Here is a 12,510-nt window from a genome sequence, read left to right as displayed (position 1 = left end):
CCGAGATGCCGCCGTTGACGACGTACTTGCCGTGGTCGCCGGCGTCGTACCAGCCGCCGGAGACGTCCAACGAGTAATCGCAATCGTCACTGGGGTCGCACGGCACGCTCAGGTCACCCTGGTTGGGCTCCTCGCCGACGTGGCCGGCCTCGCGACCGTAGCCCGGCGCGATGGAGTCGTCGATCTCGATCCCGCTGCGCTGGGGGTAGTAGAACGACAGCGAGTCGGTACGCAGTTTCTCGTAGGCGTCGGCGCCGATGGTGAAGGGGTGGCTGGTCTCACCGTCGGCCGAGAGGGTGTAGCCCTCGCCCTCGGTGGTGACGGAGCTGAAGTCGATGGTGTGGACGTTGAGTCCGGAGGACTCCTCCATGCCCTGCGGCGCGGTGTCGCCCTCGGCGACGACGTCACCGGCGGCGTTGTTGAGCTGCCAGGGCATGGCCTCGGTGGCCTCGGTGACGAGCGTGGCGCCCTTAGGTCCCTCGGGCAGGTAGCCGACCTGGTTGACGCGCACGGTCGGGCCGGTGTCGGGCTCGTAGACCTCGGGCTCGGCCCCGCCGGTCAGCGACACGTCGTCGACACAGAAGGTCCACGCCTCCTCGGCACCGCCAACCTGGAAGGCCACCTGAGTGTCGTCCTGGTCGGTGTCGGCGGTGAAGACGTAGGAGAAGGTCTGGGCCTCTTCGGTGAGGGCGGGACGCTCGTCGACCTCGGTGGGCCAGGGCTCGACCTGCTTCTGCACGAGCGCGCGCACCTGCGTGGGGACGCTGGCTGAGGCGGTGAAGGTGAACTCGTAGGTCTCGTCGGCCTCGATGGCGATGTCGTTCTGGCCGACGATGACATCCCAGGCCGCGGAGGTGCCAGCGGGGATGTCGGCGCAGAGTTGGCCGTCGACGTGCTCGACGGTGGTGTTCTCGCTGCCCCACCAGCCGGCGGTGTCGCTGTCGAAGGTGCCGTTGCTGATCTGCTCCGGCCCGTCGGCGGCGCCGGCCGGGAGGGCAAGGCCGATCAACGGCAGGGCGGCGGTGAGGGAGAGGGATAGTGATCGTCGGATCACGTGTCGGGGCACAGGAGATCCTTCCGACGGGGGATATCGCGGTTCAAAGGGGCGGAAAACGCCGCCGCGGACGTGAAGGTTCGCAGTGACTTACCACTTTTTCCGGCTGGGAGCGCTCCCAACCTTTAACGGGATGTTTACAGCCATGGGCAGTGCTGTCAATGGGGTTCGATTGCCCAAAAGTCTGTTTTACGGGCTTCCTCTGGGCTATTTGCAGCCGAAACCAGCGAAAGTATCGGTATGGAAAACTCGGGAAACCCCACGGCGGAGTCGGGTAAGGCGCCGGGCGACGGACCGAACCGCAGCGGCGGGTGGTCACCACGGCGGGGCCGTCACGACGCGAGGGCACACGGGGGCAGGCGATGGGCGCGCCAATGCCGGTGGAACACAGCCGAGTCCCCCCGGGGGCGGGCGGTGGGGTGTGGTTTTGGTCTGCGGAGAGCGTGCGGGGTTTCCCGTCGCTCGTGCCTCGATCGCTGCGCGATCTCAGCAGCCCGGGGCGGGCTGTGCCTGAGGTGGAACGGGTGCCACGACGGAGCTTGGGGCCGACGGGGGGCCAACACCGCAACAGGGCAAACAGGAGCGGGGCGGCTCGACGCCTTCCGGCGCGCCCTCAGCCACCACCCCACCAAGAGACCGCCCCCCGGCGTATCCCCCACAACGGCAGCACCCTGTACAACAGCGATGCTCGGCGACCCAGCGCCCCCTAGGCTGCCGAGATCGCGAAGCGATCGAGGCACGAGCGAACGGAGAACACTCCCACCCCAGACACACATCAGCCCCCACCTACACCCCACCCCACCCCAGCCGTTGGCAAGACAGCACCTAGTTCACCAGCAGGTCGAGCCCCAAGACCACCGATACGAGCACAACCACCACGGCCAGCCCCACTCCAAAGCCGATGACGGTCTCCAGGAAAAGCTTGTTGGTGGAGTCGGTGACCGGCCGTTTGGATGGCTCCGGCGTGCTCGTGGCCTCCCTGTCGGAGGCGCTCTCCGAGGCGTCGTCATCGGAGGGGAGGAGCCGGTCGGCGAATGCCTGTATCCCCGCGAGGGCTTTGCGCCCCTCCTCGCTTTGCAGCCAACGCAGGCTCTGGATCTCCGACCGGAGACGCTCTTTCTCCTGCTCGCTGAGGCTCTTCTGCCCCTCAATCTCGGCCAGGCGCTTCTCGGCAGCCTCTTTCTCTTTCTGGACCGCGTCCTTCTGCCTGCTCAACTCCGCGAGTCTGTCGTATTGCTCGTCGAGGTCTCGGCGCACGCGGCGGTCACTGCGCGTGCTGAAGACCTCCACTCCGGCGTGGGCGGCCAGGATCAGCGTGAACGTCAGGAATATCCACGTGCGTTGCGCTGCTGAGGAGGAGTCGAAGGTGCCGATGAAATCCCCGGACAGTCCCAGCGCTCCCGCCAGTGCCAGCAGGGACGTGCGGATGGCAGTGCGGACGCCCCTGCGGTTTTTTGTTAGGAAACTGCTCAGCTCGCTCGGTTCCTGCCCACGTTCCACTTCGACCGGCCTGCTCCGTCCCTGCCCACTTGCCGTTTCGACCGTGGTGCCCGCTGCGTGATCGCGCTCTTCCAACCCGGAAGTCTCCGGCAATACGCGCGCCAGTACACCGATGAGAAGAGATTTTACGGGAAATCGAGCGTTAGGGATAAATGCACTGGAATCCGGACGGGTGAACGAATCGGGCGGCGTGTCCGCTGCTTCCCACCAGCGCGGCGTTCCTTCGCCTCTCCTTCGCCGCCGCCACGCCTGCGCCAGCCAGCATCGGGCAGCAGTGCCGCGAGCAGGCTCGCGCGCCCGAGGTCACTGTTACGGGCGACGAAAAGAGACACAGCTAAGGAATGGCGTGTAGCCAGCCCACCGCCACCTCAGCGCGACGTCACCTATTCGGTAGAGATACATTCCAGTTTCGTCCGATTCTGGCCTTAATCACCTTGAACACCAAAAGCGATCTTATGACCTGGACTTTTAACCAAATATTTTCCCAATAGTATTTTCTGGACACCTAATACTGGAGGTACTGCCTCGACCTGCCGGGATAGTCTTTCGAGCCCATTGCAACACCGAACAACCGCCCGGTGGAGACGGAGGCAGGGCTGTGGTCGTGAAGGTCGCGGAGCGGAGATCGGGGCTACGGCTACGGCGGATCGTGGCAGTGGCCGTCACGGTCGTGCTCTTCCTCAGCATCGGCATCTTTGTGGGCTGGGGGCTACTACAGACACGCACGACGATGGTCACCGGCGTCATCGGTTCGGAGAAGGAGCCCTTCTTCGACGATCCCCGGGTGCGGGACCGTTTCGCCGAACTCGGCTACACCATCGAGGTCAGCACGGCGGGCTCGCGCACCATCGCCACCGACATCGACCTGAGCGAGGACGACTTCGCGTTCCCCTCCAGCACCCCCTCTGCCGAGGAGCTGCAAAAGAACGAGGAGGTGCAGGAGGACCGACTCTACGAGCCGTTCTTCTCGCCCATGGTGATCCTCAGCCGTACGCCGGTCGTGGAGTCGTTGGCCGAGGCGGGCCTGGCAACACAGGAGAACAACGGCTCCTGGACGTTCGACATGTCGGCCTATCTGGAACTGGCCGGCAAGGGCAGACGCTGGCGGGACATGCCCGGCGACTTCGGCGGCTCCAACCCCAACGTGGTGCTGGTGCGCACCACCGACCCGCGCAGCTCCAACTCGGCGGCGATGTACCTCGTCGTCACCAGCTACCTGCTCAACGGCGAGTCCATAATCGACACCCAGATCGACCCGAAGCTAGTGGACCGGGTGTCGGGGCTCTTCCTGGACCAGGGCAACCCGCCCGAGACCTCCCAGCAGCCCTTCAAGCAGTTCGTATCGCTGGGGGCCAGCCACACGCCGCTGCTGTGGGCCTACGAGGCGCAGTACATCAGCGCCAAAGTCAACGAAGCGAACTTCCCTGACGACATCGTGCTGCTCTACCCCTCCCCCACCACGTTCTCCACACACACCGTGGTGGCACTGAACGAGAAAGGCGCAGAGGTGGGCCGGTATCTCACCGACGATTCGGAGCTACAGCGCCTAGCCGTCGAACACGGTCTCCGTCCCAACGGGGACGGCACGGCGTTCACCGACTTCACCGAGGAAAAGGGCCTGAACGTGCGCCCCAGCATCGACAGCATCGTCTACACCCCCACCTACAACGCGCTGGACGGCATGCTCAACGCCATCGAGAAGCGCTACAGCGACGGCGGCGTGCCGCCTGCCAGCGAGGACATCGACAACGCCGCCGTGTCCCCGCCCCATTCCCCTGACCGCGACGACCTGGAAGGGTGACCGTGCCGGCGCAGCTAAAGACCCACCGAGGGCGCAGCAGGAAACGGCACATTGCCATCGCCGCGGCGACCGCGCTGGCGGTGACGCTGGCCGGCACCAGTTGCGAAGACGACCAAAACGGCCCCGAAAGCGCCCCGACTGGCCCAGGGAAAGCCGGTGAGCTGCGGATCTTGGCCGGCAGTGAGATCGCCGACCTGGAGCCGCTGCTGGAGCGCGCCGAGGAGGAGATCGGCGTCACCGTGCACCTCGACTACACCGGCACGCTCGACGGCGTGCAGCAGGTCGTCGAGGGCCAGACCGAGGAGCGCTACGACGCCGTGTGGTTCGCCTCCAACCGCTACCTCAACCTCTACCCCGACGGCGAGGCCGCAGTGCGCACCGAGGAGCCCATCATGGCCTCCCCCGTAGTGATGGGGGTGAGCGAATCGCTCGCGATCGACCTGGGATGGGACGAGGGGGCCGAAGTGAGCTGGTCGGAGATCGCCTCCGCCGCGGCGGAGGGCCAGTTGTCCTACGGCATGACCAGCCCCGCCGCCTCCAACTCGGGGTTCTCGGCGCTGATCGGCGTGGCCTCGGCGCTGACCGACAGCGGGACCGCCCTGCGGGCCGCCGACGTGGAGCGGGTAACGCCCGAGCTGCGCGCGTTCTTCACCGGACAGCAGCTCACTGCCGGCTCGTCGGGGTGGCTGTCGGAGGAGTACGTGCGCCGCGCCGGCACAGACGGCCCGGGCGCCGAACTCGACGGCATGATCAACTACGAGTCGGTGCTGTTGTCGGTCAACGAGTCCGGGAAACTGCCGGAGCCGCTGACGGTCATCTACCCCTCCGACGGCGCGGTCACCGCCGACTATCCGCTGTCGCTGCTGGCCGGCACCACCGACGAGGTGACCGCGGGCTACCGCGACCTCGTCGACTACCTCAGCTCGCCCGAAGTACAGCGCGAGATCATGGCCGACACGCACCGGCGCCCGCTGTCGACAGAGGTCAGCGCCGAAGCCGACTTCCCGGCGGTGACCGAGCTGCCCTTCCCCGCCGGCAGCAACGTCGTCAACGAGCTCATCAGTAGCTACTTCGACGAGATCCGCAAACCGGCCCGAACGGTCTACGTGCTAGACGCCTCGTACTCGATGGAGGGTGAGCGCATCGCAGGGCTCCGCAAGGCCATGACCACGCTCACCGGCGGCGACGCCGACTCCATCAGCGGGCAGTTCCAGCGCTTCTACGCACGCGAAGAGGTCACGCTGCTGGCCTTCGACGGGGCGCCGCGCGCCCCGGAAACGTTCACGGTGCCCAAGGAGACCCCCGATCCGGTGCTGACCGACATCAAAGAGACGGTCGACGGCATCGGGCTAGGCCCGGCCACCGCCGGCTACGACGCGCTCGTGGCGGCCTACGACGTGCTGGCCGAGGAGTCGGCCAGCAACACGGAACAGTTCACCTCGATCGTGCTGCTGACCGATGGCGAGGTAAACACGGGACGCTCACTGGCGGACTTCCGCGCCGAGCACGCCGACTTCGACGAGCGGCTGCGCGACGTCCCCGTATTCACCGTGCTGTTCGGCGACGGCAACACCGCCGAGATGGAAGAACTCGCCGAGGTGACCGGCGGCCAGACCTTCGACGCGCGCGAGTCGTCGCTGGACGCCGCCTTCCGCGAAATCCGCGGCTACCAGTAAGGACACCGGGCACCGCCGGGCTCGATCCCCTTGTCAACGGTGCGCGTGCCCCGCAGCCCCGGGCAGCCGAGGCGGTGCGTGCGACCGTCCTCCCCCGGGGCACGCGGGGCTTGGGGACGGTGTGGGTCGAGGAGGGCGTGTGGTGTTTCCCATCGCTCGTGCCTCGATCGCTTCGCGATCTCGGCAGCCTGGGGTAGGGCTGTAACGGGGGTGGGGATACCGCGACGGGTGGCCTGCGCCAGAGCGGGGCCACGACCCAACACCTCCTCGGGACACCCCCGCCCCAATGGGGATACCGCGACGGGTGGCCTGCGCCAGAGCGGGGCCACGACCCAACACCTCCTCGGGACACCCCCGCCCCAAGACGACCGCACCCACCCACCACCCTCGTCCAAAAGCACGCCACCCACCAGCGCACGGAGCCACACCTGACAGCGGGGCCACCCCCACCACCATCCCCGGAGAGCCCGCCGCCTGCCGCTCCATCCCCGCGCTACAGCAACATCCCCCGCTAAAGCAAGCCCCGAACGAGAGCGACGTCCCTTCCCCGTGGCCACCCGCGTCGTTTCCTGTCGCCTCAGCCACGGCGCCCCCTTCAGGCTGCCGAGATCGCGAAGCGATCGAGGCACGAGCGAACGACGAACACCGCCACGCACCCCACGCCCCAGCCCTTCCCAAAACAAAACCTAGCCGCAAGCCGGGGCTACGGCGGTGTCGCGCGGCACCAGGCCGGTCGCCGCGCGACCGCGGCGGCGCCAGGGCTGTGAAAACGCGGGCACCGCCGCCCCGGACGGGCCAGGGCACCCGGCGGCCGGCTCAGGCGGGCGCGGGCGCGGCGGCCACCGGGATCGGGATCTCGAAGTGGATCGACTGCGGCCGTGTCGTATCGCCGTCGCGGGCGTCGTGGACCTCCTTGGCCACCGAGCGCCAGAAGCCGGCGGCGCCGGGCGTGCGGTCGTCGGTATGCAGGTAGAGGGCCGTGTAGCCCGGCGTGCGCACCACGAAGTCACACGCGCGCGCCACCAGCAGGCGGGCGAGACCCCGGCGGCGGTGCTCGGGTGAGACGTAGACCCGGAAGAGTTGAGCGGTGGTGCCGTTGGGGTAGCGACGGCCGAGCCAAGCGGGGTGAGGCGGGCAGCGCGGCCCCTCGGCGCGCACTCCGGCGGTCGCCACGACCTCGCCACCATGGCGCGCCACAAACAGCGCGTGGCGTGGGGGACGCAGGTAGTGGCCGTCGATGTCGACAACGTCACGGTGCCACATCGGGCGGTAGCCGATGCCGAATTCGCGGTAGAAGGTGTCAAGCATCACGGTGCGGGCGCCGTCGACGTCGGCTTCGGTGGCCGGGCCGATGTTGTAGCCGGCCGGTGCGGTGTCGCTCATCGTGGTCGGGTTCCTTTCGTTTTCGTTGTCGTGGTCAGTGCGTCGCTCATGGATGCGCAGAGGGCGAGTCCCGCGTTCGCGCGGTCGCTGTCGCGCCGTCGCTGTCGCGGTGGGCACCGGCCGCGTCGAGAAGATCGCGGGTGAGCGGGTGTGTGGGGGCTGCGACGACACGGTCGACGCTGCCCTCCTCCACCACCCGGCCGCCGTCGAGAACCAGCACTCGACCGGCGAGCCGGGCCACGACCGCCATGTCGTGGGCGATCACCAACAGGCTGATCCCGAAGCTCTGTCGCAAATCGGCGAGGAGATCGAGGATGCCCGCCCGGGTGACGGCGTCGAGGCCGGCGGTGATCTCGTCGCAGATGAGCACCTCGGGGCCGGCCAGGAGCGCGCGTGCCAGCGCGGCACGCCGCAGCTCTCCCCCGGACAGGGCGGCGGGGCGGCGGCGCGCGTGGTCGGGGGAGAGTCCCGTGCGCGCGAGCATGTCCACGGCTTCGCCCCGGGCACGGTCGCCGGCGAGGCCCCGCAGCCGGACGGCGGAGCGGGCCACCTGGTCACCGATAGTGCGGTACTCGTCGAAAGAGGCACGGGCGTCCTGGAACACGTACTGCACGCGGGCGCGCTGGGTGCGGGAGCGCCGCGCGGCGGCGGGCAGCGGCGCGCCGTCGCGCCGCACCGTCCCGGCGCGGCGCGGGGCGAGCCCGGCGACGCAGCGCGCCAGGGTGGTTTTTCCGCTGCCGGAGGGGCCGACCAGAGCCAGACACTCCCCCGCCGCGAGCCTGAACCCGACCGTGTCGAGGATGGGGCGGGCCCCGCGTCGTCTGCCGCCCCCGGCGATCAGGTCGACGACCTCGATGCGGGGCGGCCCCGGGGCGGCCTGCGCGGGGGCCCCCGACTCCGGCGAGGCGGCGCCGGGACCGGCGAAGTGGGCTCGGGTGAGGCTGCGCGTGTAGGGGTGTTGGGGCCGGTACAGCACGTCTTCGGTGGTGCCACGTTCGACGACGCCGCCGTCGCGGAGGACGAGGACGCCGGTGGCGAGGTCGCGCACCAGGTCGAGGTCGTGGGTGAGCAGCAGCACCGCCATGCCGTCGCCGGCGAGCTCACCCAGCTCGGCGGCGACCCGCTGCCGGGTCAGGGGGTCCTGGCCCGTGGTGGGTTCGTCGACGACCAGCAGGCGGGCACGGCACAGCAGCGACTGGGCGAACACCAGACGCTGCTGCTGGCCGCCCGAAAGCTGGTGGGCGAACCGGCCGAACAACTCCTCCGGCGGTGGCAGCAGGGTCCGGCGCAGTGCGGCGGCGATGCGCGCGTCGATCTCGCGCCGCCCGATCCGCCGGGGTGGGGCGCCGTCGTCGTCCACGGCGTGGCGGCGGGCGATCTCGCGCAGCACGCCGCCGATGCGGCGTACCGGGTTGAGCACGGCCGCGGGGTGCTGGGGCAGGTAGGCCACGGCGCCGGCGGGCGGGCGGGAGCCGAGGACGTCGGTGCCGGCCATATCGACGCTGCCCTCCAGGCGCACGCCGGCGCGGGCATCGCCGACGAGGGACAGCCCGGTGGTGGTCTTGCCGCTGCCGGAGGCGCCGACCAAGGCCAGGACCTCGCCGGCGGCGATGTCGAACCCGACGTCGTCGACGATGCGGTGCGGGCCCGCCAGCGCGGTCAACCCGCGCACCGACACGACCGGCGGGGCGGGGACGCGAGTGTCGGCGGCGCGTTCCTGGCTCGCCGGTTCCCGGGGGGTGTGGCTCATAGCGTGTGCTCCTCGTGGCGACGGCGGGACAGCAGCCTGTCGAACAACAGGTTCAGCCCCATCGACAGGGCGACGAGCAGCATCGCCGGGACGAGCACCCCCCAGGGGGTCAGGAAGATCCCGTCGCGGTTGACGTCGACCATGACGGCCCAGTCGCTGGTGTCGGGGCCGGTGCCCACCCCCAGGAAGCTGGCCGCCGCGACCAGGTAGAAGGCCCCCACCACACGGACTCCGGCGTCGGCGGCCAGCGTGCGCAGAACCGCCCGGCCGATGAAGACCACCGCTATGGCCACGCGGCTCTCCCCTTGCAGCCACATGGCTTCCACCGAGGTGCGCCGCGCCACTTCCAGGGCGCCGGCACGGACGATCCGTGCGACGTCGGGGAGGTTGATCAGGGCCACGATCCCCACCACCGTCCAGGCCGTCGGCGGGGCGATCGAGGCCAGCAGCAGCATCAACAGCAGCGACGGCAACGCCAGGAGAATGTCCAGCGGGCGTAGCAGCGCCTCGTCCACCCAGCGCCGGCGGGTCATGGCCGCGGCCAGGCCGATGGGGGCGCCCACCAGGTAGGCCAAGACGGTAGCGCACAGCGCCGTGGCGATGATGGACCAGCCGCCCAGCAGCACTTGGCGCCACACGTCGCGGCCGACGAAGTCGCTGCCCAACCATCCGGCATCGGGCAGGAAGGGCTGGGTGCGCTCCGGGGCGGCCCCGGCGACGAGCGGGCCGAGCAGGGCCAGCCCCAGCGGGACCGCGACGAGGACGACGGCCACCACGTCGCGTACCGGCCCCGGGCGTGGTGGTCGGGCGGCCTGTCCGCTGGACAGGTGCGACGGCGACGGGGGCGCGTTCACGCGACCACCTCCGTTCGTGGCGCGAGTCGGAAGGCGACCAGGTCGGCAGCGAGGTTGACGGCGACCGTGGTCATCGCGAACAGCAGAGCCAACCCCTGGATGACGGGGATGTCGCGGGCGGCGACCGCGTTGACCAGTTCGGTGCCGAGCCCGGGGATCACGAAGACGGCTTCGACGACGACCCCGCCCAGCAGCCAGTCCGTGGTGCGTGAGATCTGGGCGGCGGCGGGGGCGAGCGCGTTGGGCAAGGCGTGGGCGTAGCGCACGCGGCGCCCGCTCAGGCCCAGCCGGTGGGCGTGCTCGACGTAGTCGGAGCCGAGGGCCTCGATCATGCCGGCCCGCACTAGTCGGCTGATGGAGCAGATGGGGCGGGCCAGCAGGACCACCAGCGGCAGTACCAGCACGGCCGGCTGGGCCAGCAGCGAGGACACTCCGACCGCGGTGGGCGGCAGCCAGCCCAACTGGAGCGCGAAGACCGCGACCAGCACGATGGCCAGCGCGAACTCCGGGACCGAGTACAGGCTGACGCTGGCAGAGGTGATCGCCCGGTCCACGGCACCGCCCTCGCGCAGGGCGGCCAGGACGCCCAGCCCCACCGCCAGCGGCAGCAGCAGCGCCAGCGCGATGGCGGCGAGGGTGAGGGTGGGCGCCAGGGCAGCGGCGAGGATGTCGGTGACCGGCCGCCCCGACACCAGCGACGTGCCCAGGTCGGCGCGGAACAGGCCGGTCAACCATTCCCAGAAGCGCACCGTCACCGGCTGGTCCAGGCCCATGCGCTCGCGGATGCGGGCGATGGTGCGCGGGTCGGGGTCGTCGGCGGCCAGAGCCACGGCCGCGTCGCCGGGCAGCGCCTCGACGAGGGCGAACGCCAAGAGGGCCACGGCCAGGATCTGAATCCCGCCGAAGCCCACCCGGCGCGCGGCGTACCTCCACATGGACTACTCCAGCCACACCTTGTCGAAACGCGCCCAGTCGAGCGTGTTGGCGGGCGCCTGTTCCACGCCCCGCACTTGTGCTCCCGTGGCCACGATCCAGTTGGCAAACCCCCAGATGAGGTAGCCGCCCTCCTCGTGGAGCTGGCGCTGCATCCGCTCGTAGTAGCCGGCGCGTTCGGTCTCGTCGGCGGTGGATTGCAGTTTCGTGTAGAGCGCGTCGAACTCTTCGCGCTGCCACTTGGTGACGTTGGTGGGAGAGTCGCTAAGCAGCCGCTGGGAGATATGGGAGCCGATGGGCATGGCGCCCGAGCGGTTCACCGAGAGGTGCCCCCCGTCGAGGGTGTCGGCCCAGTAGGTGTCGGGGTTGCGCTGGTTGACGGTGGCGTCGATGCCGGCGGCGCGCATCTGGTCGGCGAAGACCGAGGCGGCCTCGGGGAACCCGGCGGCCACGTCGGCGGTCTCCAGGGTGACCGGGAGGTTTTCGGCGCCGGCCTCGCGCAGCAGCCGGCGGGCGGTGTCAAGGTCGCGCTCACGCTGGGCGATGTCGGCGGCGTAGTACTTGAAGCCCTTGCCGAACAGGTCGTTGCCGACGCTGCCCTCCCCGGAGAGGACGGTATCGACCAGCTCGCGGCGGTCGCACAGCGCGAACATCGCCTGCCGTACCCGGAGGTCGTCGAAGGGGGGACGGTCGAGCTTCATCGCGAAGCCCATCATGTTGCTGTTGGGGGAACTGACGAGGTTGACCGAGTCCTCGCCCTGCTGGGCGCGCGCGGTGGTGGCGCTGATGTCGTGGGCGTAGTCGACCTGGCCGCCCAGCAGCGCGTTGATCCGCGCGGACTCCTCGTTGCTGACGACGATCTCCAGCTCGTCGAGGCGCGGTGCGCCTTCCCAGTAGTCGTCGAAGCGGCGGACGACGAAGTTGCGTCCCGGCTCGAACGACACGAACGAGAAGGGGCCCGAGCCCACGGGGGTGTCGAACTGTGTGGCGCCTTCGGGGACGATGTAGGCGCCGAAGGCCGCGAGGATGTTGCTGAACTCGGCGAAGGGGTGGTGGAGCACGAACTCGATCGTGCGCTCGTCGACAGCGTGGCTGGCCTCGATGTCGATGGGGGCGAGATCGGACTTGGCCCGGTGCCCCTGTTCGGGATCGAGGATGCGGGCGTAGCTGTAGAGCACGTCGGCGGCGCGCACGGGGGAACCGTCGTGGAAGGTCGCCTCGCGCAGCCGCACCCGCCAGGTGGTCAGGTCGGGTCCGGGTTCCCAGCTCTCGGCGAGCCTGGGGACCACCGCCATATCCGAGCCCTGGTCGGCGAGCTTGTCGTAGAGCGCTTTGGCGCGGGCGGCGTCGACGAAGAGGCTGACCTGGTGTGGGTCGAGGACCTCCTGAGCGCCGCCGCCGGCGAAGGCCGCGCGCAACCGCCCGCCGGTACTCGGGGCGCTCCCGCCTCCGGTGGAGGGCGCGCACGCGGTAGCGGCAAGGGTCACGGCGGTCGCGCCGAGGAACCCGCGGCGGCTCAGCCCAACAGGGCGGGGGGTGGGGGGCACGATGGTTCTCTC

General features: G+C 69.8%; 9 protein-coding genes. 2 read left to right on the top strand and 7 right to left on the bottom strand.

Features of this window, described 5'->3' with window-relative positions; genetic code table 11:
- Positions 1-1,066, bottom strand: a 1,066-nt coding sequence (locus tag ABD848_RS22695) for a cellulase N-terminal Ig-like domain-containing protein (RefSeq protein ID WP_344976407.1), incomplete at its 3' end; no start/stop codon positions are given.
- A gap of 813 nt (positions 1,067-1,879) precedes the next feature.
- A complete protein-coding gene (locus ABD848_RS22690; protein ID WP_344976403.1) occupies positions 1,880-2,554 on the bottom strand; it encodes a hypothetical protein in 675 nt (224 codons plus the stop codon).
- A 598-nt stretch (positions 2,555-3,152) separates the two neighbouring features.
- Between ABD848_RS22690 and ABD848_RS22685 the strand changes: the two genes are divergently transcribed.
- Positions 3,153-4,355: a hypothetical protein gene (locus ABD848_RS22685; protein ID WP_344976400.1), complete on the top strand. Its 1,203-nt coding sequence runs from the start codon at positions 3,153-3,155 to the stop codon at positions 4,353-4,355.
- A gap of 2 nt (positions 4,356-4,357) precedes the next feature.
- Positions 4,358-6,031 (top strand): VWA domain-containing protein, encoded by a 1,674-nt coding sequence (locus tag ABD848_RS22680; RefSeq protein WP_344976397.1) that lies wholly within the window; start codon positions 4,358-4,360, stop codon positions 6,029-6,031.
- An 816-nt stretch (positions 6,032-6,847) separates the two neighbouring features.
- Here the strand turns inward: ABD848_RS22680 and ABD848_RS22675 are convergent.
- Genes ABD848_RS22675 through ABD848_RS22655 form a run of 5 tightly spaced genes read right to left on the bottom strand, consistent with a single transcriptional unit; the run spans position 6,848 to position 12,498 of the window.
- The gene (locus tag ABD848_RS22675) at positions 6,848-7,414 is read right to left on the bottom strand and encodes a GNAT family N-acetyltransferase (protein ID WP_344976394.1); all 567 of its coding nucleotides are present in this window, start codon (positions 7,412-7,414) and stop codon (positions 6,848-6,850) included.
- Between the two features lie 46 nt (positions 7,415-7,460).
- Positions 7,461-9,164, bottom strand: a complete 1,704-nt coding sequence (locus ABD848_RS22670) for an ABC transporter ATP-binding protein (RefSeq protein WP_344976391.1) — start codon at positions 9,162-9,164, stop codon at positions 7,461-7,463.
- Positions 9,161-10,018: an ABC transporter permease gene (locus ABD848_RS22665; protein ID WP_344976388.1), complete on the bottom strand. Its 858-nt coding sequence runs from the start codon at positions 10,016-10,018 to the stop codon at positions 9,161-9,163. The genes ABD848_RS22670 and ABD848_RS22665 overlap by 4 nt, the downstream gene beginning before the upstream one ends.
- Complete coding sequence (locus tag ABD848_RS22660; protein ID WP_344976385.1) at positions 10,015-10,953, bottom strand: ABC transporter permease; 939 nt, start codon at positions 10,951-10,953, stop codon at positions 10,015-10,017. The genes ABD848_RS22665 and ABD848_RS22660 overlap by 4 nt, the downstream gene beginning before the upstream one ends.
- 3 nt (positions 10,954-10,956) lie before the next feature.
- Entirely contained in the window at positions 10,957-12,498 is a 1,542-nt protein-coding gene (locus ABD848_RS22655; protein ID WP_344976382.1) for an ABC transporter substrate-binding protein, read from the bottom strand.
- Positions 12,499-12,510: the final 12 nt, after the last annotated feature.

The sequence above is a fragment of the Salinactinospora qingdaonensis genome (assembly GCF_039539445.1).
Lineage (GTDB): Bacteria > Actinomycetota > Actinomycetes > Streptosporangiales > Streptosporangiaceae > Salinactinospora > Salinactinospora qingdaonensis.
This window is presented reverse-complemented; position numbering and strand designations above follow the sequence as displayed.